The sequence below is a fragment of the Candidatus Eisenbacteria bacterium genome (genome assembly GCA_018831195.1).
Classification (GTDB): Bacteria; Eisenbacteria; RBG-16-71-46; order CAIMUX01; family JAHJDP01; genus JAHJDP01.
This window is the reverse complement of sequence record JAHJDP010000077.1, coordinates 125,211-146,957: the sequence shown is the minus strand read 5'-3', so window position 1 is coordinate 146,957 and position 21,747 is coordinate 125,211. Positions and strand designations below refer to the sequence as shown.

The 21,747-nt window shown below is 60.3% G+C and carries 18 protein-coding genes; 7 read left to right on the top strand and 11 right to left on the bottom strand.

Annotation, left to right across the window (positions count from 1 at the left end):
• Window positions 1-30: 30 nt before the first annotated feature.
• The 9 genes from KJ970_13410 to KJ970_13370 all read right to left on the bottom strand — a co-directional run bounded on the left by KJ970_13410 (window position 31) and on the right by KJ970_13370 (window position 13,460).
• Window positions 31-2,073 (bottom strand): ankyrin repeat domain-containing protein, encoded by a 2,043-nt coding sequence (locus KJ970_13410; protein MBU2691912.1) that lies wholly within the window; start codon window positions 2,071-2,073, stop codon window positions 31-33.
• A gap of 33 nt (window positions 2,074-2,106) precedes the next feature.
• Window positions 2,107-3,525, bottom strand: coding sequence for a hypothetical protein (locus KJ970_13405; GenBank protein ID MBU2691911.1), 1,419 nt, complete (start codon window positions 3,523-3,525; stop codon window positions 2,107-2,109).
• 266 nt (window positions 3,526-3,791) lie between these two features.
• Entirely contained in the window at window positions 3,792-5,972 is a 2,181-nt protein-coding gene (locus KJ970_13400) for a T9SS type A sorting domain-containing protein (protein ID MBU2691910.1), read from the bottom strand.
• 141 nt (window positions 5,973-6,113) lie between these two features.
• The gene (locus tag KJ970_13395) at window positions 6,114-7,442 is read right to left on the bottom strand and encodes a sigma-54 dependent transcriptional regulator (GenBank protein MBU2691909.1); all 1,329 of its coding nucleotides are present in this window, start codon (window positions 7,440-7,442) and stop codon (window positions 6,114-6,116) included.
• Between the two features lie 4 nt (window positions 7,443-7,446).
• Window positions 7,447-8,781 (bottom strand): hypothetical protein, encoded by a 1,335-nt coding sequence (locus tag KJ970_13390; protein MBU2691908.1) that lies wholly within the window; start codon window positions 8,779-8,781, stop codon window positions 7,447-7,449.
• Between the two features lie 42 nt (window positions 8,782-8,823).
• Complete coding sequence (locus KJ970_13385; protein MBU2691907.1) at window positions 8,824-10,230, bottom strand: TolC family protein; 1,407 nt, start codon at window positions 10,228-10,230, stop codon at window positions 8,824-8,826.
• Entirely contained in the window at window positions 10,227-11,444 is a 1,218-nt protein-coding gene (locus KJ970_13380) for an ABC transporter permease (GenBank protein ID MBU2691906.1), read from the bottom strand. Before KJ970_13380 ends, KJ970_13385 begins: the two co-directional genes overlap by 4 nt.
• Entirely contained in the window at window positions 11,441-12,199 is a 759-nt protein-coding gene (locus KJ970_13375) for an ABC transporter ATP-binding protein (protein ID MBU2691905.1), read from the bottom strand. The genes KJ970_13380 and KJ970_13375 overlap by 4 nt, the downstream gene beginning before the upstream one ends.
• A gap of 13 nt (window positions 12,200-12,212) precedes the next feature.
• The gene (locus KJ970_13370) at window positions 12,213-13,460 is read right to left on the bottom strand and encodes an efflux RND transporter periplasmic adaptor subunit (protein MBU2691904.1); all 1,248 of its coding nucleotides are present in this window, start codon (window positions 13,458-13,460) and stop codon (window positions 12,213-12,215) included.
• A 916-nt stretch (window positions 13,461-14,376) separates the two neighbouring features.
• Between KJ970_13370 and KJ970_13365 the strand changes: the two genes are divergently transcribed.
• Window positions 14,377-15,567 (top strand): ATP-binding protein, encoded by a 1,191-nt coding sequence (locus tag KJ970_13365; protein ID MBU2691903.1) that lies wholly within the window; start codon window positions 14,377-14,379, stop codon window positions 15,565-15,567.
• Window positions 15,568-16,002: 435 nt separating this feature from the next.
• On the opposite strand, the gene KJ970_13360 is transcribed toward KJ970_13365, so the two are convergent.
• Together KJ970_13360 and KJ970_13355 are read right to left on the bottom strand one after the other, a co-directional pair.
• Complete coding sequence (locus KJ970_13360; GenBank protein MBU2691902.1) at window positions 16,003-16,794, bottom strand: type IV toxin-antitoxin system AbiEi family antitoxin; 792 nt, start codon at window positions 16,792-16,794, stop codon at window positions 16,003-16,005.
• 562 nt (window positions 16,795-17,356) lie between these two features.
• A complete protein-coding gene (locus KJ970_13355; GenBank protein MBU2691901.1) occupies window positions 17,357-17,866 on the bottom strand; it encodes a DinB family protein in 510 nt (169 codons plus the stop codon).
• Between the two features lie 115 nt (window positions 17,867-17,981).
• Here KJ970_13355 and KJ970_13350 point away from each other — a divergent pair, with 115 nt between their 5' ends.
• The 6 genes from KJ970_13350 to KJ970_13325 all read left to right on the top strand — a co-directional run bounded on the left by KJ970_13350 (window position 17,982) and on the right by KJ970_13325 (window position 21,541).
• Window positions 17,982-18,347, top strand: a complete 366-nt coding sequence (locus tag KJ970_13350; GenBank protein MBU2691900.1) for a hypothetical protein — start codon at window positions 17,982-17,984, stop codon at window positions 18,345-18,347.
• Window positions 18,348-18,571: 224 nt separating this feature from the next.
• A complete protein-coding gene (locus KJ970_13345; GenBank protein MBU2691899.1) occupies window positions 18,572-19,177 on the top strand; it encodes a type IV toxin-antitoxin system AbiEi family antitoxin domain-containing protein in 606 nt (201 codons plus the stop codon).
• 104 nt (window positions 19,178-19,281) lie between these two features.
• Window positions 19,282-20,094 carry a nucleotidyl transferase AbiEii/AbiGii toxin family protein gene (locus tag KJ970_13340; GenBank protein MBU2691898.1) on the top strand — a complete coding sequence of 271 codons (813 nt, stop codon included), beginning with the start codon at window positions 19,282-19,284 and terminating at the stop codon, window positions 20,092-20,094.
• A gap of 215 nt (window positions 20,095-20,309) precedes the next feature.
• Window positions 20,310-20,543, top strand: a complete 234-nt coding sequence (locus tag KJ970_13335) for a hypothetical protein (GenBank protein ID MBU2691897.1) — start codon at window positions 20,310-20,312, stop codon at window positions 20,541-20,543.
• A 294-nt stretch (window positions 20,544-20,837) separates the two neighbouring features.
• On the top strand, window positions 20,838-21,023 hold the full coding sequence (locus KJ970_13330; protein MBU2691896.1) for a hypothetical protein: 186 nt from the start codon (window positions 20,838-20,840) through the stop codon (window positions 21,021-21,023).
• A gap of 2 nt (window positions 21,024-21,025) precedes the next feature.
• Window positions 21,026-21,541 carry a hypothetical protein gene (locus tag KJ970_13325; protein ID MBU2691895.1) on the top strand — a complete coding sequence of 172 codons (516 nt, stop codon included), beginning with the start codon at window positions 21,026-21,028 and terminating at the stop codon, window positions 21,539-21,541.
• Window positions 21,542-21,747: the final 206 nt, after the last annotated feature.

The window sequence follows — 21,747 nt, the reverse complement described above, 5'->3', positions numbered from 1 at the left end:
CGTCCGACCGCCTCTCGAACAATGCGTTTTTTAGGGCCTGAACTTCGAAATAAAATCCGCGGCTGCCCAAAAGACATTGTTCGTATCCAGCCGCTGGCTGATAAAGAAAAGATACCTTCCGTCGGGTGATACCATTGGACAGATTTCCGAAGAAGAGGAATTGATGTCGCCTCCAAGATTCCGCGGAGGCGTCCAATTATTGCCGTCTGTTCGATAGCTGATATAAATATCGCCTTTTCCGAAACCAGTAATCTCATCGTCTCTGATGAAAAGGAGGTAGTCACCCTCGGGGGAGATGTAAGGCGCGCCTTCACTATATTCGGTGTTGATGACGGCCCCCATATTCTCAGCGGGCAGGTACACTCCATTTACAAATTTGGAACAATAAATATCTCCCATGCCGCGCCCTGACGGCCGATTGGCCGAGAAATAAAGGTCTCTATGCTTATCAATGGAAAATTGCCAATGGAAGGAGATGGGGTTGTCGACTCCTCCGGCAAGGGTGGGCTCCGACCAGCCGTTGCCGTCATATTCGGTGATCCAAAGATGCTCGCCGCGGATCGGGCCGCCGGGTTCGTGAGGACGGCGGCTTAAAAAGTAAAGATGCCGGCCGTCAGGTGATACAAACGGGACATCACCACTTTGGTCCCGTTCCCATGTGGGAGCAAATGAAGCCATTTGGGGCGGGGTCCACCGTCCATCGACCATTTTGGATGTTAGGATGCCGCTCCTTGAGTAACCGACATCCGTGGAGAGGAAAGATGACCAGAAGGCTTCTTTGCCATCCGGCGTAAAAGACACCGAGCCGTGCTGCCCCTCATTCGAAGCGACGATATCCAAGGCGAAGAGCTCCGCCTTTGGCCCGGGCGGCCTCTGCCCGAGATAGGGTCCTTCAAGCGCCGGGAATTGTATCGGCGCGGCATCTCCACCGAGCTTTTTCAACAACATGACGTTCTGGTCGCGTCCCATAAAATCCGCAAGATTCAGAGCGGATCTCCCCGAGTGAGTTCTCAAGTTCAAATCGACACCCGCGTTCGATAGGTAATTGATAATATTCGTGCGGCCTCTATACGCGGCATAGTGAAGCGCATTCCATCCGTAACGGTCCCTTTCAAGAGGATCAAGATGCTCCCGATGCAACAACAATTCAACGATTTCAACGGAGCCGGCGGCGGCAGCGGAGTGGAGGAGATTACCGCCGTAGCTATTTCGAATATTCGGGTCGGCGCCTCCCTCGAGCAGGATTGAGAACAATCGATTCAATCCCTTCGCGGCAGCAAAGGTCATGAGGAATTCGCCATTTTTTCCGGAAGTCGGAATATCGGCCCCATATTCGAGAAGGACATCGACAGCGTCGGCGAATCCCCGCCAAGTGGTGAGGGTGAGAGGCGTATCGCCATATTTGTCCACCGCATTGATGTCGGCGCCGTATTTGAGAAGGAGGCGCGCCATGTCGGCATTTCCCGTTTCCCTGGCCGCGAGAAGCAGGGGCGTTCTGCCGTAGTCGTCTCGAATTTCAAGATCCGCGCCCTGCATGAGCAGAACGACGGCGGTATCGAACTGATTTCTCAAGACGGCATAGGTGATGGCAGGTTCGCCGGTATGTGATGGACGATTGATATCAGCGCCGCCTTGCAGGAGCAGCATGACAACCTCAGGATGTCCCCTCATGGCCGCATAATGAAGCGGCGTCTGCTGTTGTTGATTGAGATCATCGACGGGCAGGCCGAGATCAAGAAGACGGGCCGCAATCCCTGCTCTGCCGGCATAGGCGGCCCAATGCAGGGCCCCATCCCCATCAACATCCCGGGCATGGATATCGGCCCCATGTTCAAGAAGGTAATCAACTATTTCACGGTGGCCTCTATCGATGGCGAAGAGCCAGGCTGTGCCATCACGCTCGTCCTTTTCATTAACAAGGCTCGCATCCGCAGAGAGAAGCTCCTCGATTGTTTCAAGATCTCCATCTTTGGCGGCCTGGATGAGATTTTGAGAAAATCCCGAAGCAGCGCTCATCAAAAGCAGGAAGGGAATCAGAATAATGAGCATTTGAGGGCGGTGGCGTTGGGTCATGGGTGTCTCCTTAATCCCGTCATCCGGACAGTCTTATAATTTCTCCAGCTTTTCCAGCATTTCAACGGCGTTTGCGTTCGCCGGATTCAGCTCCAGTGATTTTTTGTAATTGTTGATCGCGAGTTCGTTTTGCCCGTTTGTCATGTAGGCTTCGGCAAGGCTGTCATAAACATTGGCGGATCCGGGATAGGCTTTTACATTCATTTGGAAGACGGCGATGGCTTCCGCTATGCGATCTTCGTTAAGCAGTCGATACCCAAGCGAATTGAACCATTGCTCGGAAACAAAATAGCTGTGACTTTTATCTTTTAGGATTTCTTCAAACTTGGAAAGAGCCTTTTTAATGCCGGCATCATCAAGCGTTTGTTCGATGACCTGCGCCGCCGATTCATGCAGGAGCATCCAATAGGAGTACAGATGCTCTCCATGATCTTCGTAGACCCACCCTTCTTTGTGGTTTTCCCAAATCGGCCATGTCTTGATATCAGGAACAAGATTCTCCACGGCGAGCCTTTCCGTTGCTGTCGTATAATCGAGCCCCTCTTCCGTGGCTTTGACAACGCCGTTCCAGAGGGCCCGGATATAGTCCCGTCTTTTGGCGAGTTGATCCACGGTCAGATCGCCCTGGAGTCCGCAATAAACCTGTTTGATTTCATGCTCACCATCGAGGAGTTCATCGAGGACGGCCAGCCATTTTTCAACGGTTTTATCGTCGCTAAAGTCTCTTAGAATGGGAGACATGTGATGCGGCCCGAATGCCGGCGCCATGAGGAATCCATCTTGAGGAAGCCAGATCATCAGGGAGTTTGAATCGGTCCCTTTGCCGAAATCGATAAGTTCTAGTGTTCCATGCCCGAGATCGATGCTTTTTCTATCCTTGAATGTGATGTCGGGGAGTTTCTGTTTGTATCCGTCGCTCTCGAGATCATCCGCCAGCCGCTTGCAGAACATCATCCAATTGTATTGCCCCTGATCCGCGTCGGGACTATCCGGCGTTTCCTCGAGAATGGTTCGGGAATGATTCTCCTTCCACCGGAAAACTTCGATCTCCTGATCGATGTCTTCTTGAAGCCGCGACGCGCGCGCAAGCATGATCTCGCGGCAGCTTTCATGCGCCAGATTCTCGACACCGGGATAGGCGTCGGTGCCTCCGTTGGAGATGATTCGCGATGTGATATCAATGATGTATCGGAACTTTTCGCTGCCGAATTCCTCTTCAATGACGTGGCGGAATTCCGAGGCGGTTTTGGGATTCCAATGAGTGCCTAAAACAATGATGCCCTGATCGGAGTTTATGGCCAACTGGTTGGGATAACCGGCCACGGTCTTTACGATGATGATGGAGTCGCTGATTTTCTCGACTTTGAGTTCATCAAGCTGGTCTTCGAAGGCCATTTGCGATCCTGCCGGGACCGCCAGACAGAGCATCAGAAAAATAGTCAGGATGATCATGAGTCTCTCCTCCCATGGCAACGCAGGCCCCCCGGCTCTTGCTTGCTATATTTATCACATGTGTATAAATTAACATGTTATGCATCTCGCAGCAAGGAGGAATCGGAAATTCGTCCAACTTTTCATGGAGTCCCAACTGAAGAAACTCCCAATGCCGCCTTCTAGCAGCATTGGGAGTCTGATAAGGGCCTGACCTGGGCGGCACCCGGCGTCAGTTGCAAGGAAGCCAAGGCGGGCAGCGATCCCCACAGCGCTGCGCGCTGAGATTAGCGCACAAGGATCAGCTTCGCCGTCGACGTTCCTTCGCTGGTCCGGCAAGACATGAAATAAACTCCCGGCTTCACCGCGCTTCCCCGGCGATCCTTCCCATTCCAGATGATCTCCGCCTTCCCCGCGGGGTAGGCTCGATCCGCCAGCGTGGTTATACAGCGGCCGGAGGCATCGAAGATTGAGAGGGTCACGTCGGCGGGCCGCCGGAGTTCGAGACGAATCACGCCCGGAGCGGAGAAGGGATTCGGCGCCCGGAAGGCGACCGGCGCATTCCATCCGGCTCCAGCGGGAGCCGCGGCCGCATCGCCGCATTGGGGACGGAGGATCTGAAGACCCTCATCCCACAAGGGAACGAGGAGAAGATCCCCCTCACGGGTCACCGTCCCGGTGTTTCGAGGGAGATCGTACGAGCCGGCGAATGTGAAACCGCCCGGATCATCCACCCGATGGATGACGAGCCCCCCTTCTGCATTCGAGCTGTACACGTACGGCCAGGAAAGCGTCGCGGTCAATGTGTAACTGGGGAGGTCGCATTCGGCGACCTGGAAGGGGTTCGCGGGATCGCGAATGTCCAGAAGGAAGAGACCGCCGTACCCGTTGCTCAGGCACGCGTAGTCGCCGTCGACCGAGATCTCATCGGCGGCTTGGTTCCACTGCCCGACCAGTTTGGGCTTCGGCGGGTTGGTCACATCCAGGATCATGAGGGCATAGCTGTCGACGACGTAGGCGAGATGACCCTGGACGGCGATGTCCAAGGCCCAGCCCGGCGTGTCGTAAACCCACATTGTTTGGGGACCACGGGAGCCGCTGATGTCGATCAAAACCAACCCATTCCCACCGCAGGGGATGAAGGCCCAGCCGCCGGCCAGAATCAGCGAGTAAGGGGACTCCGGAAGGAGCGTCGACGAGAGCAGCACGGGTTCGCTCGGTTCGCTCACGTCGAATGTGTGAAGCTGGCGGGTGTAATCGATGATGCAGCTCCGTGAACCCTCCACGGCGACATTTCGGGCCGAGGTCGAGTTCGGGAGCGAGGCCGTTCCGACAACCACGGGAAGCGCCGGGTCCGCCAGGTCGACCACAGCCAAACCCGCGGTTCCTTCAGCCAAGTACGCAAACCCGCCGCAGGCCGCGACATCTTTCGTATGGTCGAGCGGCGCCAGCTCTCCAAGCGGCTCGGCCGGCCAGTCGTGTTCGATGTTGACGATCTGCACGCCGGCATAACCGCTCGAGACGAAGGCGTAGCCTCCGGCCAGGGTCACCGAGTGGGGAGACTCCGAGAGGGGCACATATCCCAACATGATCGGTGCGGCCGGATCTTCGATGTCGAACAGCGTTAATCCCCGGCCGTCGACGACGTACGCCCTTCCTCCGCACACCGCCGCGCCCTGGGCATATTCCGGCTCCGGCGACCAGCCGACCTGGAACGGCGCGGCCGGATCGCTCACATCGATGACCCCGAAGCCGTACGTCGACCCAGCGAAAGTGACGTACGGGAGGGAAACGGCCAAGCCGCTCGTACGGCAGGTCACATCGAACGAGCCGAGCAAGCGGAGATCGCCTGGATCCTCGATGTCAAAGATCCGGAAACCGCAGCAGTTGCTGGAGACGTAGGCCCGCGTCCCTTCGATGACGATCTGGGAGCAGCCGGGCGCTTCGATCTGGTCCAGGATCACGGGGGATGCCGGCGACGCGACATCGACGGCGTAGAGCGCGTGCGATCCGACCAGGGCGATGGAGCCGGTCAGCGCAACGCATTGAACAAATCCTAGATCCTCAAGCCGCCCGATGATGGAGGGGTCGGCCGGGTTGGCCGCCTCGACGATGGTGAGCCCGCAAGAGCCATCCGCGACGCAGATGACACCTGCCTCCTCGTCGATGTCGAGGGCGAAACCGGGGGTGTAGAGGGTGCTGAGAATCTGGGGGGCCCGGAGAATCGTCATGTCCAGGATGGAGATGCTCCCCCCGTCCCCGTCATCGGATCCGTTGGCGGTATAGCCGAGGTTCCCGTCCAGCGCGACGGCTTCAGCCAGGCCGGTGGTTTCCACAGCGTTGGACCAGTGCAGGGTCTCGGAATAATCCAAACAATTCTGGGCCGTTCCGGCGAAGGGGAGCGCCAGCCCGATGCAAATCAAGAACGCCGTCACCGCAACCCGATACACAGTCGAAAAAAGTAACATGGTTCACCTCCTCGGGAAGAACAAAGACAAATCTCACTTCACAACGAGGATACTCCATCAGGGGGGCGAAAACCAGAAGTTGATGATAAAACCGGTGGCCGACGCCCGGATTTCGGTCTGCCTGGAAATCCGGGATCGGGACTACGAGATCCCGTGCCGCTTGAGCTTTTCGTAAAGCGTGCGGAGGCCGATCCCCAGCCGTTCGGCGGCCAGCCGCCGGTTTCCATCCATATCGTCGAGGGCGCGGCGGATGGCTTCCGCCTCGATCTCAGCCATGGTTCGGACCCCGTCGCTCCCGCGCTTCGGGTTCGGAGTGCTAGGCACAACGCTCTTCCCTTCGATCGTGTCGCCTTCCGCCAGAATGGCCGCACGCTCGAGGGCGTTGGCCAGGCTGCGGATGTTGCCCGGCCAGTACGCGGACCGGATGCGCGCGCGTGCGTCGTCGCTCAGACGCAGCCCGGGGCGCCCCATCTCGGCCGCGATCCGGGCGAGCAGCCCCTCCGCGAGGGGTACGATGTCGGCCGGCCGCTCGCGCAAGGCCGGCAGACGGATCGGAAAAACCGCGAGGCGATGATACAGGTCCTCGCGGAAGGCGCCCGAGGCCACCATCGCTTCAATGTCGCGGTTTGTCGCCGCGATCCAGCGCACGTCGGCCTGAAGAGTCCGGGTCCCTCCGACGCGCTCGAAGCGGCCGTCCTCGATCACACGCAGCAGCTTCGATTGCAGGGATGCCTTCAGCTCGCCGATCTCATCGAGGAATAGGGTGCCGCCGTCGGCCAGTTCGAGCCGTCCGCGGCGGGCCGCGGTGGCGCCTGTGAAAGCCCCTTTCTCGTGGCCGAAGATTTCGCTCTCCATGAGTGATTCGGAGATTGCAGCGCAGTTGATCGGCACGAAGGGACCGTCCCGGCGGGCGCTTAGCCGGTGGAGTGTGCGGGCGACAATTTCCTTCCCCGTCCCGCTGTCACCCAGGATGAGGACCGTGCTCGCAGTGGGGGCGACCTTCTCGACGGCGCGGACCACCGGCTGCATGGCGGGGTCGCTGTAAAACAAAGGAGGCAGGGCGGAGATCTCGCGTGACGTGCGATCCCGAATGGCGAGGAGCCGCCGCCGTTCCAGAGCACGCGACACCACCATCCGGAGCTGCCCCGGGCTTGAGACCGGCTTCTGCAGGTAGTCGAAGGCGCCGAGCTTCATCGCCTCCACCGCCGAATCGACGGTGCCGTGGGCGGTGAGCACGATGATCTCCACATCCGGCTGCTCGGCGCGGAGCATCCGCACCAGCGCCATCCCATCCACCGGCCCCGGCATGCGCAGGTCGGTCAGAACCAGATCGAATCCACGCCGACGGAGTTTCTCGACGGCGGCACTCCCATCCGCGGCCTCAACCGTCAGATACCCCTCCTCGGCCAGGGCTTCGGCGATGAAGGCGCGGATTCCCGCTTCGTCATCGACGATCAAGATGACGGCCATACGCTCAACTCCTCTCCGGGAGCTCGACGCGAAAGACGGCCCCGCCCTTGGGGTGATTGGCGGCGGAGAGCTTCCCGCCATGATGCTCGACGATGCGGCGTGCGACCGCCAGCCCCAAACCGGTCCCGGTGGCCCGAGTGGTGAAGAAGGGGTCGAAGATGTGCTGCTCGTCCCCGGCGGGGAGGCCCGCGCCGTGGTCCCTTACCTCGATGATAAGCCTGCCGGCGGAGGCCGACAGCGTCACCACCGGAGGAGGCGCCTCCGCCGGCGATGATTGGCGCGCGTTGCGCAGGAGGTTTACCATGACCTGCCGCATGCGATCCGCGTCGAAGAGCCAGCTTTCCGGCGCGGCGCCGGCCTGCAGCTCGAATCCGTCGGGATCGACCTCCTCGATGGATGTTTGCACGAGGGCCGTGGGATCGGCCGGCGCGCGTTTGACCGGCCCCAGGCGCACGAAGTCCAGCAGGTCTGAGGTCAGCGCCTCGAGTCGCGTCGCCTCCCGCACAACGGTCTCGGCCTTACGCAGCTCCAATCCGCCCGGTGGGAGCTTCTCGACCAGGAGCTGCGCGTGTCCCTTGAGTGAGGCGAGCGGATTGCGGATTTCGTGGGCCAGCACCGCCGACATCTCACCCAGGAGGCTCAGGCGCCGCTGGTCCTCCATGTGGCGCAGCGCGCGCTCATAGCGGCGCGACATGTTCCACGAGACGAAGGCCACCGCGAGCATGGCGATGGCCGCGGCCATACCGAAGAGCATGAGTCCGCGCGCACGCTCGACGAGCCGCATCGCGGCGACCGGCTCGAACTCGAAGATCACGCCCGCGGGACGGATGTCGCGTCGCCGATGGTCGTCGTCCTCGCGGGGCGCCGGCGTTGCATCGGCGGGGGAGGCCTGTTCCGGCGGCCGTCCATCCGCAGAGTTCGATCCCGACGGATGGCGGAAGAGCGCGACGCGCACGCGCGATCCGATGGTGGTCAGGCGGTATCGGAGTTCTTCGACACCGATAGAGTCGTTCTCGGCGACCGATATTCCCGCGGCCGCTCTCTTATTGTCGGGGCCGATGAGGACGATGTAGCGCAGACCCTCAGTGCTGTAATCAATGAGCAGGCTGTCGGCGGTGGCTTGTAGGTCGGGAGATTCTTCCCGCTCCGCATTGCGCAGTGCGCCGAAGATGGCCCGCTCGAAGACACGGGCCTGGCCGTTATGCAGGGCCTGAGCCGCCTCGCGGGCGCTGCGGTCATTCGACCAGGAGGCGATGATCAGCGCCACGCCCAGGATCACCGCGCTGGCCAGGAGGCCCCAGCTCCACCGAATTTTCCCGCCGGCCGGCTTGCCCATCATTGTTTGCATCCGGTGTTCCACCGTAGCGGCCCGCGCCGCCGGTCAATTTCCCAGCCCGGCATCGGGATCGAGCGTCCCAACGTAGTAGTCGACCAGGCGATTCTGCCACAGAAGACGGTAGCGTGTGCTCACTTCACCGCTCTCCGCGGAGATGAGCTCGGCCTGGGCCAAGGTGACTTCGAAGAGGGTGGACGCGCCCGCGAGATAGCGTTCATTGATATAGGTGAGCGCCTCGCGTGCGGCCGTGACCCGCGCCGTTGCGGCCTTCATCGACTCGCGCGCGGCGTCGCGGTCGAGCACCGCGCGCCGAATTTGCAGGGCGACATCCTGCCGCAGTCCGTCCATTCCGATCTCAGCGTTCTTCAAAGCAATCTTGGCCCGCTGGATCGCATGGCGCGTCTGCATGCGGTTGAAGAGTGGGTAGGAAAGTGAAAGTCCTAACCCGGCCGACTGCCGTTCATCGAATTGCGTGAAGAGCCCTCCCGTCTGGGAATCAGAGTAGCGGCTCGAGAAGCTTCCTGAAAGCGACAGGGTGGGCCACCGGTCCGCCTTGGCCTGAGTCAGCTGCTCTTTGTCCGCCGCGAGATAATTCACCTCGGCGGCGAGATCCGCGCGCACGTGGCTCGCGGTCTCCATCAAGTCCGCGTAGGGTTGCGGTTCCCCGCCGGGCTCGAGGGCGCCGGTGGGGGGAATGATAAACTCGATCTCCGCCAGAGGATCGAGGTGCAATGTCTGAATCAGATCGACGCGGCTCAGTTCGAGGGTGCGTTGCGCCTCCACCAGGGCAAGCCGCGCCGACGCCACATTGGCTTCCTGCTGATACAGCTCGTTGATCGGGCGCTCCCCCTCATCAACCAGGGCGCGCACCTTTTCGATCTGCTCCTCCTGGGCGGCGAGGTTCTCCCGGCGAACCCGCTCCTGCTCCGTTGCTTCGATCAAGGCGAGGTAGTCGCTGATGATTTGGAAAACCGTGGTCTGGCGCGCCCGCTCGTAGTTGAGCTCGCCCGCCGCCTGTTCGAAACGGGCCTGGCGCAGGCTGGAGACGTTGGCGAATCCGTTGAAAAGCGTGATGCCGGATGAGAGACCGGCGCTCATGGAGGTTCCGGTCGACCAGTCCGAGCTTCCACCATCCGTCTGGGATTTGTCGGCCGACAGGCTGCGCGAAAGGCTGAAGCGCAGGTCGGGAAAGAAGCGCCAGCGCGCATCGGAGACGGAAATGTCGTTGAGCTCGCGCTGGTTGTCGGCCAGCAGCAGCGAGAGGTTCCGTTCGAGGGCGATATCGACCGCCTGCTCAAATGTGATCGTGCGCGCCGCGGCCTGAGCGCACGGGGCGATGGCGCTGAGCGCGAACAGGAGCGCGGCGGCGATGCCCGCACAGCGCCGCAGGCCCGGGATCGCCATGATCGCATGGTTTAACAAAAACGTTTTCTCTGCATTTATCTTCATCATTCGTACCTGAGGGCGTCGATGGGGTCGAGGGCCGCCGCGCGTCGCGCCGGGTAGAAGCCGAAGAACACGCCCACCGAGCCCGCGAACGCCAGGGCGATGAGCACGGTGAGGGGGGATATGGCGATGGCCCAGCCGGTGAACGAACCGAGCAGCAGGCCGCCGGCGATCCCCACGGCCACGCCGATGAGGCCGCCCGCGGAGCTCAGCACGATGCTCTCAACGAGGAATTGGGTGAGGATGTCGCTTCCCCGCGCGCCGAGGGCCATGCGCAGTCCGATCTCGCGCGTCCGCTCGGTGACCGAGACGAGCATAATGTTCATGATGCCGATCCCGCCGACGACGAGGGAGATGCCCGCGATGGCCGAGAGCAGCAGCGTCATCACCTGGGTCGTTTGGGCCGCCGTTTCGGCGAGCTCTGCCTGGTTGCGCACGGTGAAATCATCGCCCTGGCTCTCGCTCAATCCGTGCGCGTCACGCATAATCGAGCGGATCTCCTCCTGGCCGGCCTCAATCTCATCCGGCGAAAAGGTGCTGGCCAGGATCTGGGTGATGAACTGATGTCCCGAGAGCCGGTTCTGCACCGTCGTATAGGGAGCGAGAACGATGTCGTCCTGGTCGTCCCCCGATGCGGTTTGCCCCTTCTGCGTGAGCACGCCGACCACCGTGAACGGCACATTGCGGATCCGGATCTGCTGCCCGATGGGATCCTCGTCGCCGAAGAGATTGATCGCCACCGTATTTCCCAAGACGGCGACCTTCCGTATCGCTTTGATGTCGCCTTGATCGAAGAAGACCCCGAACTCCACGGGCCAATCGCGGATGATCTGGTAGTCGGTGTGGACGCCGAAGATGAAGGCGCGCCAATTCCCCTGGCCGCCGACGATCTGACTGCGCGTGGTCACCACCGGGGAGACAGCGGCCAGCAAGTAACTCTGCTCACGGAGCATCTCAGCATCCTCGATGGTGAGACGATTGAAGGTGTTCGCCCCCTGGCTCACGCCGCCGGCGGTGGCCGCGCCGGGAGTGATGACCAGCATGTTGGTGCCGAGCCCCTGCACGGTGGCCTCGATTTGCTTGGTGGCCCCCTGGCCGATGGCGACCATGAGGATGACCGCCCCCACGCCGATCACGATACCGAGCATGGTGAGCAGCGCCCGCATCTTGTTCTTCAAAATGCTGTGGCCGGCGATGCGGATGAGGTTGATCGATTTCACGGCGCGTCTCCTTCGACGACGATGGGTGAATGTGAAAGATCCTCGGAGGCGATGCGTTGCTTTTCCACCGCCGCGTCGCGCAGGATCCGCCCGTCGCGCAGCTCGATGACCCGGCGGGCATATCCGGCGATGTCGTGCTCGTGGGTCACGAGGATGGTCGTCATGCCCTCACGATTCAGTTCCTGGAAGAGGGCCATGACCTCAATCGAAGTGCGGGTGTCGAGGTTGCCCGTTGGTTCATCGGCGAGCAGCAGCGCCGGCCGTGTAACCAGGGCGCGGGCGATGGCCACGCGCTGTTGCTGGCCGCCGGAGAGTTCGGACGGCTCGTGCTCCATCCGGTCGCCGAGCCCAACGCGTTCAAGGGCCGTTGCGGCCGCCGCCCGTGTGATCATCTTGCGTCCGGAGCGGTCGTAGAGGAGCGGCAGTTCTACATTCTCCAGCGCGCTGGTGCGGGGGAGAAGGTTGAAGGTTTGAAAGACGAATCCGATCTTTTGATTGCGGATGTCGGCAAGGCCGCTGCGGCCGAGCTCTTCCACGCGCATCCCGTCGAGCCGGTAGCTCCCCGATGTTGGACGATCGAGGCAGCCGAGGATGTTCATGAGCGTCGACTTGCCCGACCCGGAGGCGCCCATGATGGCGATCATCTCCCCGGGATCCACGCGGAACGAAACCCCGCGCAGGGCCGGCACCTCGGTGCTTCCCATCCGATAGATTTTCACCAGATCCCGGGTTTCGATGACCGCCTGCGATGCCATGGCGCTGATCTCCCTAGAGCCCGGGCGGGGGACGGCGCCCCCCGGACGGTTGTTCTTGTTGGAATGGATTGGTGGAAGCCGTCGCCGCGGACGATTTCACGATCGCCGCGATGAGCTGCGTGCCCTCCTCGATCTTTTGACCCATCAACTCGGTGTACTGACCATCGGTGATTCCCGTGCGGGCGAAGAGAGCAGTGGGTTTGCCGTTCTCGTCGAGGGTCCAAAGCATGGCGCGCTCCGCCGTGCCCTGCGCGTGGGGACGGCGGATTCTGTCGCCGCGGGGCCTTCCGCCCATGCTGCTATCGGCATCCGCCGTCTGCCGGCGCTGGCGCAGCTCGGCCAGCATCTCATCGGTGGCGCGGAAGCGGAGAGCGGCATTGGGGACCCGCAGTACGTTTTTGGCCTCGGCGACGATGAACTCCACGGTGGCGGTCATGCCGGGCAGGAGCCGTCCGGTGGGATTGGCCACCGTGATGGAGACGACGTAGTTGACCACATTCTCCTGGTTTGTCGACTTGAGGCGCACCTGGTTCACCGTTCCCGGAAAGGTCGAGTCGGGATAGGCCTGCACGGTGAACTCCACGGCTTGGCCTTCCTTGATTTTCCCGATGTCGCTCTCGTCCACCGAGGCGAGGATCTCCATCTTGGAGAGATCCTCCGCGATGAGGAAGAGCTGCGGCGCGGAGAGGCTCGCCGCCACCGTTTGCCCCTTATCCACCGTGCGGTCGAGCACGACACCGTCAACGGGGGAGCGGATCTCGCTGTAGCCGAGGTTGCGTCGCGCCCGCTCGAGACCGATCCCGGCCGATTCGAGCGAGGCCTTGGCCACATCGACCCTGTACTGGGCGGTGTTGTACTCGCTCTCGGTGGCGGCCTTGCGCTCGTAGAGCCGCGCGATCCGATCGAACTCGCGCTGGTCCTGGTCGAGCTCGGCCTGATTGCGGGCGAGATCGGCCTGGGCCGAGCGGACCGCCTGCTCCAGGAGCACGGGATCGATGCGGGCGATCAGCTGTCCCTTTGTGACGTGATCGTTAAAGTCTACGTAGATCTCGGAGACCTCCCCCGACACCTGGGTTCCGACCTGAACGGTTGTAATCGCCTGCAAGGTTCCCGTGCTCGTGACGGTGGTGCGCACATCGGCGCGCGTCACCTCGACCAGGCGGTAGTCGATGTCGTCGCGGTGCCGGAAGAACGTCATCCCCACAACGATGAGCGCCGCCGCCACCACCACGACCACTACGGGAATCACAAGTTTTTTCATAAGGTCACTCCTAGCCTAACCAGCCGCCGCTCAGCGTTGCCCGATCCACTGGATGACTCATCTGGATCATTCTAGCGCAGGAAGTATGCCGTCGGGTAATTGATTGTAGTATAAGTGGATGGGGTTTTAGTCGGCACCGCTTCGACTGCGGATTCCGCAGTTTTGGTGCGGGTTTGGCAGTGTGCGGGAATCCGATAGGAGAGACGTAAGAAGTTCTTAATTTATTATAAATCAGTATGATATCAATGTTTCCCGGTGTCTGATGCCTTTTCCTGAGGGGAAAAAAGGTGAAAAGAAGAAAAGAAGAAGAGAAGAAAAGAAGAAAAGAAGAAAAGAAGAATCCGCAGGAGAAAAGGGAAATTTCGAGGATTTCCATCAATTTGAGCTTTTGAGATCAAATTCCTGGAATTTGCCAGCCCCCCGGCAGCCACCCAAACTCCTCCACCTGTGGCCACCCCAAAATCCCCCAGCCTGATTTGACCTGAGCAGGATCTGATCGCCAGCGTCGCGACGGACCGTTACCCTAAGCCCCTCACCAGTAGGAGGGGGGAGAGGAGTGAACATCTTGAAGAATCATTTACGCATAACTATAGAAAGGCTGGTCAGTTGCGGAGTCAGCTGCAGGGAGATCTCCCGGCGTGCGGGGGTAGATCGGAGGACGATTCGATGCTGTGCGCACGTTTTAAAATCCGCCGGGGTGGCCACCGGCTCGCACTCTACCGAGGACCAAAATCCCCCACCCCGGCCACCGGGTCCTCGGGAGAGTTCGCCGGCAGTCACGCCGACAGCACACCCAGCTGCTCCTGCCCCAGAAACGCGAAAGCGGGTGTCCGGGCTTCTTGCTTGCCATTGGGTACTGCGGGGCTAATTGGAAATGCAATTGACAATCAGCCCCGACCGAGATAGCATGCCTTTCATGATTACCCGGACCCTCGAGACTCAATTACGCCGCATGGCCCGGAAGTTTCCTGTCGTCACGATAACCGGGCCGCGTCAGTCAGGTAAGACGACGCTCTGTCGGGAGGTCTTTCCCGAGAAGCCGTATGTGTCGCTCGAGGCGCCAGACATGCAGGATTACGCCCGCGAGGACCCGCGCGGATTCCTTGCCGAGCGCCGCAAGGGTGCGGTGCTGGATGAAATCCACCGCGTTCCTGAATTGCTGTCCTATTTACAGAGCATGGTGGATGAGCGTCCGATTCGGGGAAGTTTCATCCTGACCGGGTCGGCGAACTTCGCGCTCCTGCAGTCGCTAGGGCAATCGCTCGCGGGGAGAACAGCGCTCCTTGAGCTCTTGCCCCTGGGTTTGGATGAGGTGGAGCGTTTTCCCAAGAGTCCACAGGATCTCTATGAACTCTTGCTGCGGGGCAGCTATCCGGCCGTTTACGATCGTCGGCTCGATACACAGGAGTGGTATCCCAGCTATGTCTCCACGTATTTGGAGAGGGATGTCCGATCGGTTCTGAATGTCGGAAACCTGATTGCCTTCCGGACCTTTCTGCGGCTCTGTGCAGGTCGAGCAGGCCAGTTGGTGAATCTGTCTTCGCTGGGCGCGGATGCCGGGGTGACCCACGGAACAGCAAGGTCATGGCTCTCCGTGTTGGAGGCGGGCTACGTGATCTGGCGCCTGCCGCCATTTCATGCCAATGTCTCGAAGCGCCTGATCAAGACTCCCAAGCTGCATTTTCTTGACTCTGGCCTCGTCTGCCATCTGCTTGGCATCCAGACGCCCCGGCAACTCCGCGACCATCCCCTGCGGGGCGCCATCTTTGAAACGTGGGCGGTCTCGGAAATAGTCAAATCCAGGGTCCATCGAGGCCTGCAGCCCCATCTTTCCTTCTTCCGCGATCGGAAGGGACTGGAGGTCGACCTTTTGGTGGAACTCGCCCGGACGATCCTCGCCGTGGAAACCAAGTCAGGCGCCACGATGGCAGCAGACTTCTTCGACGGAATCGAGGCCTTCGCGTCGTGGGTCGCGTCCTCAAGCCTGAGGCGTGCCGTTCGGAGTTTTGTCGTCTATGGAGGAACGGCGCTGCAAAAGCGATCTCGGGGCATGGCCGTCCCATGGTCCGCCGTGCATCGCCAGAAATGGTGGGATTCGAGCAAGTGAGTGCGGAGATGGTTCTAATCCGGCGCTGATGGGAAGTCAGTATTGACGACGGAAGATATCGCCTAGACGAAGGGACGCCCGTGGGTGCCGTTGATGGGGCCGTCTGTCTGCCCAAGCGCCTCTGGAGCGCCCTCTGGTCAAGAGGCGGAATGACCGGGCGCGCAACGGCATCATCCCGCCCCCTTCCATGGCTCGCCAGGCAACCTTGAGATCAACTGGCAGATCAGAAAAATGCTCCCGGGTATTGATCTCGATCTTCAGTCTCATGGTCGTCACCGGCTGAAAGGATGTTTCGAAGGAAGGTGGCTTGGGTGGACACGATCTCTCGCGTGAACATGGACACCAAAGCCCGCGATAGTACCAGGTCTTGTTCGACCTGCTCGTTGGATGGCCAGGGCGCGTGAGTACGCCAGGCGGTGATGTTGGCGCGCGGAATCAAACGTCAACCTCCAATTCGGTATTGGGCAGAATGCGCCACCGGTCATTGATCGCGACTTCCGCTGGCTCTCCGGAACGTAGCGGGACCGTGCGGGGTTTTCGTGCCTTGAGCCATCCCGCTAGTGGACCAGCGAGATCACTTTCGCCGACTGCATCAAGCAAGTACCCGAGGCGCTGGACGTCCGGAAGCCGCACAAGGTGCGCGATCCTGACCAAGGCCTGGGTGTCGATTCGCTCTGCCAGCTCGGCAAGGACCGTTGCTGCATTGCTCAGTTGTCCGGCCCCGGCCTGGTAGCGGACGAGGTCGAACGCGGTGGTCTCGGGAGTGGCGACACGCATCATGCCCGTCTCGGTCTGCCTTTCCGTCACCGGCATCTGCTCGACTTTGCTGTTCATGCAGAACTGGATGGTGACCTTGCCGGCACTCATCTCGCGCGTAGGCTTGCTGGTCACGACCTGAAAGACCATGGGCTGCTGGTGGGACGCGCCATGGATCGCCGCGGCGCTGAGCAGCCCCACGTAGTAGGGCTGGTCGAGGTGGCCCATAAGCTCGTCGATGAACCAGCTGGCTGGTGGCGAACCGGTCGCTCGATACTCTGGAGGAACGATGACGTAGAATCCGCGCCTGGGGGAGACGATTCTCCGTCGCTCCTTCAACCTCCGCAGTGCCGTCTGGGCGGCCACGAACGAGCGTTCCGTTTCAGATTCGGCCCGGGAGCGCGTAAAGGTGTAGCAGCCAATTGATTGAAGCTGCTCCACCCAGGTCGACATGGCAGGTTTCGTCGCCATTCTAGCTATCCCTCCTGTATTCAGGATCGGCAAATTTCTAGCAAAAACTAGCGCATTTCGCTAACTTATGCAAGTGAATCGAGAAACCTGTGCAAAAGAAGCTACAAATCAATGGCAAAAACAAGCATAAAGCGCTAGTTTTTGAGAGTGAATTGCAGACAGAGAATGTTCGTCTCTCTTGATTGAACCGATCTCAGGGAGGATCTCCACATCCGCTTCTGCAGTTATTGAAGTGGTGGGGCTTTCCTGGGGAGGGCGAGTGAGTGGAGAGGGTTAGAGCCTCGGACCAAAAAACTCCCACTGCCGCATGAGAACGGTAGCGGGAGTTTTATGAATGTAGCGGGGGTCCTCTACGAAGTCCAAAAAAGGAGTTTGGGGCGTGAGCCGGATGTGGTCCGGGTGGCGTTTGAGAGGCGAGGGAAGGCGTTGGTGCCGGTGGGGGTGAGATAGCGGAGGACTGAGGTGGGGAATGGTCATCCGGTCGACGGCGAGATCCCAGGGTGTTTCTGCCGACGCATCAGGCGGGGCGTTAGCCCCGCCCATTGCATCCGTCCTCCTGCGACTACCAGTCCCCGGCGTAGTCCGTGCTGAAGGGACCAACCTCGCGGATCGTGAATGCCCAATGAAGCTTCACGAGCTGACGCATGTGCAGCACATCATGCGCCACCCAGGCGGCGAAGACGTCACCAGACTTGATGGGTCCCCAGGGAGCCGGGTAGACCGCCTCCCAATCCGGTGAGGCCAGGGTCCGTAGCCAAGCGACTGACTCCTCCCGCGCCGCCAAGTAGCCCTGCAGGGATTCGGTGAGATCGCGCTCGTTGTATCTGCGCTCAGTCACCCAGGCCTCCGGGGAGATCCGGGGGCGCCGTTCGTTGGGGCGATGGAGGGCAAGATCCAGGAAGGTGCGGAAGTCCGCATGCTCCACGTCATGCATGTGGTTCACTACCTCCAGGATCGACCAGGATTCAGGATCGGGTCTCCAGCGCGCCTGTTCCATCGAGACGGGCTCGGCGAGCGCCCGAATGCGTTGTGCGTTGTCGACCATCTGAGAAACGAGGTGTTCGAATTCCATAGCATTCTCCTCTGTGGTTTCCGATTCATGCCCTGAACGTGTTCTTGTCGATTCTCCAAGCTTCACCTCCTTTCTGGATGACGAACCCGCGATTGATGACAAGCCGACTCGCGGCTTGCTAGTTGGCAAATCGAGAAGTGGCGAAGGTTCACCGTCGACCCTTCAGGGGGGGGGCGTCGGGGAGACGAAAACAGCCTCCCGTTACGGGAAGCTGGCAGACTTGCGGGTCAAAGGGGATCAACCCGATCTCAGCAGTCGTCCTCCCGGGGGCGCAGCCCGGCCCATGCAGCTCGCCGACTCGTTGTCACGCCACGCCTCCTTTCTTCCGAGTGATCTGAAGTCACTCCCAGCACAGGAAGAGAGCATACCGAGTCTCCGCGAGATGTCAATCCTCCTCGCCGTCCTCAGGGTGGTCGCTCCCTCTCTGGTGGGTTTGCCCAGGCCGCCGGAAGAGAAGCTATCTCCCACAGGCGATCTCTGAGAAACATGCAGTCGCAGGAGGCGTGCGGTTGCAGGGTGGGCGCGGTAGACCGTGACCCAGACCGGCGTCGAGCTGGGGTCCGCGAACCACGTGGGGCCCTGTGCGGGCGTCCTTGCTCGGTTGTCCGGTCTTTGCTCCTTGACGGGGGGATTAGGGTGGATAGAATTACCTATGGATATTGATTTCTGTAGGTATTTTTATCCGCTCCGGCTCGAGGTATCCTAATGCAAGCCGACAGGTTCGACAAGGCTGCGGAGATCTTCAAGAAGCATGGGGGGGTACTCCGTACGGCGGAGGCTCTTCGCTCGGGCATCCACCCGCGCACGCTGTACGCTATGCGAGACTCGGGGCTTCTGGAAAGGGTGAGCCGTGGTGCTTATCGCCTCGCGAGCAGCCCGCCACTAGGCAACCCGGACCTTGTGACCGTCGCGACCCGGATACCGGGCGGTGTGATCTGTCTCATATCCGCGCTCTCGTTTCATGAGATGACGACTCAAATTCCCCACGAGGTACACGTGGCGCTCGCGGGCGGATCCGAGGAGCCACGGCTGGAGCATCCTCCCCTCAAAATCTACCGGTTCACCGGCGAGTCGTTCACCGAGGGTGTAGAGATTCACGAGATCGACGGTGTTGATGTGCGCATCTACAGCCCGGAGAAGACGCTCGCCGACTGCTTCAAGTTCCGCAACAGGATTGGCCTCGACACGGTGGTCGAGGCGCTCCGGTCCTATCGCGAACGGGGGAGTATCGGGGTGGATGACCTCATGCACTACGCTTCGATCTGCCGCGTGAAGAAGGTGATCCGGCCCTACCTGGAGGCGATTCTGTAGTGGCGCGGAACGTCACGAACATCGCCGCGTCGGTGCAACAACGCCTCCTGAACAGGGCGAGGGAATCCGGCCGGCCGTTCAATGAGCTGCTCCAGTACTTTGCCATGGAGAGATTCCTGTTCCGGCTGTCGGTGTCCCCGCATGGCGAGCGATTCGTCTTGAAGGGAGCGCTCATGCTGGCGACGTGGGAAATCTCGCTCACGCGCCCTACCAGCGACATCGACCTCCTGGGCAATGTGGCCAACGATGTGGATCGAATCGTGACGATCGTCAAAGAAGTGTGCCGTCAGGAGGTTGAGCCGGATGGCCTGGAGTTCAACACAGACACCGTGATGGGGGCCCGAATCGCAGAGGAGGCCGAGTACGAAGGAGTGCGCGTCCGCTTTCGGGGAAATCTCGGTACGGCTCGAGTGTCAATGCAGATCGACGTGGGCTTCGGCGACGCTGTCGTGCCGGCTCCGGTGATGGTCGTTTATCCAACGCTGCTCGATCTGCCGGCTCCCCGGGTTCGCGCGTACACGAGGGAGAGTGTGATCGCCGAGAAGTTCCACACGATGGTTCGCCGGGGGATTCTCAACAGCCGAATGAGGGATTTCTTTGATGTTTGGTCGCTGTCGCGCCGGTTCGACTTTGACGGTGGTGTCCTGGCGGCGGCCATCCGCGAGACGTTTGCTCGACGGGGCCAGGACTTCGTTCTACGACCGGCGGCCCTGACAGATGAGTTTGCGGCGGATTTGTCGAAAGCCGCGCAATGGCGAGGATTTCTAAGGAAGAATCTGCTATGGGAAGCACCCAGCGAACTGAAGGAAGTGATCCAGGCCCTTTCAGACTTCCTTGGGCCGGTTGCCGAAGCGCTCCATGAGGGTCGGGAGTTCAGAAGCCGCTGGCGGGCCCCGGGCCCGTGGTCTGAAGAATGAGAGCCGATTCTCCCGGACCGAACGGGATAAAGAAACTCCCGATGCCGCAAAACGGCACCGGGAGGTCCTCTTTCAAGAGCTTAGCGGGGGCAGGATTCGAACCTACGACCTTTGGGTTATGAGCCCAACGAGCCCGCATGTGATACGGACGAAGACTATATACCTTCAGCAATATCAATAGGTTAGCGATCCGTGGGGCCTCACAGGAGGCTACCATGGACTCGACAGACTGTATCACCGTCTACAATCCCCAAAGTAAAGACATTCAGCATCACCGAAACCGCCTCTACACCATCGAGCTCTATCTAAAGGCTGCCAGCTGCGTCAAAGACGCCAGAGCTCGGCATAAATTTCTGAAGGAACGTCAAGAAGTCCTCCGGCGCCTGGGCTATTCGCCTGGCAACCTTGCCACCGCGGCCGCGGCCGAACCCTCTCCCACTAGGAAGTAGGAGCCCGAAACAATGACAGCTTTTCCCTCTATCGGTTTCAGCCTCAGAGGAGGGCCCTGCCCATGTGCCTATGAAAGCCCCCATGCGGGGTGAAGCGACATGGTTCATCCACGGGGGCGGGTTTCGTCAACCCGTCCCCAACCCAACCCCGAGGGCGCCGAGCGGTGAAGTTGTGTGGATCTCGGATGGTTCGGGAGTGAAGGAGCGGCGCCCTCCGGGATACGGCTGGAGGCCTCCGAAGGGAAGCGGTCTGAGGGCTTTAGCCTCCAGCCGTGATTAAAGAGGAGAGGAATTATGAAACTTATCGCTGTTCTGCTCATTGCGTTGGTGCTTTTTATGGCGGTCCTGCCAGTGGCCGCTCTCGATTGCAGTAGTCTTCCACACGGCTGGGAGTACGTGCCTGGCCTCCTGCGCATTTGTCTCATGTTGGAATTGTTTGAACAACGCGGTCTGGATCCAGACTGCAATGGATGGGACTAGCCATGCGCAAATCCATAGGCGATGCAGTTCTATTCATTTTGTTTCTTCTCGTCTCGTACATCCTCCTCTGCGCCCTACCGGCGGCACAAGGTCAGTGGTCCGCCACAAACGATGATGGAGTCGTTATAGAGATCGTCTCTGAATATCCCTATGTCGTCCGAGCCGATCTGGAGCAAGACATCGCGGCTTTGCGGGCTGCAAAGAGGCGGGTATGCGGGCATGTCCAACAAGAAATTGTCGCATCCCAAGATACATTAATTTGGTTCAGGTGCAAACTCTGGCAAACCGACGGACTGTTCCGGGCCCCGCGTCTATACATTCAGACCGATACGGAATCCATAGATTTCATCTACTGGCTGTCAGTCACAGGCCCGGAGGAGTGTGGCTTGATGCAGTTTTCGAGCCGAAACCCCAAAGACGTTGCACCACTATGGCACAGGGAGGGCTATACAAAAACCTGGATCGCCTTCCCGCGGGTCTTCAAGCCCGAGCAGATCTTGGAGGTGCGGATCCGATGAAATGGTTCAAGCAGGTTTCTTGTGAATGTGGGTGGTTTGGGATCAGCCGGCGCAAAGACGACACACGGATCCGTTGCGGGAATCCGAGATGCCGAATACCAAGGAGCCTATCCATCCTGAAGTTGCGCCGGAAGTATCACGCCCCAACCCAGAAGATTTGTATCACAGGACCCTCTCGAGCTCGGAGCGGCCGTTCAACAATCTAC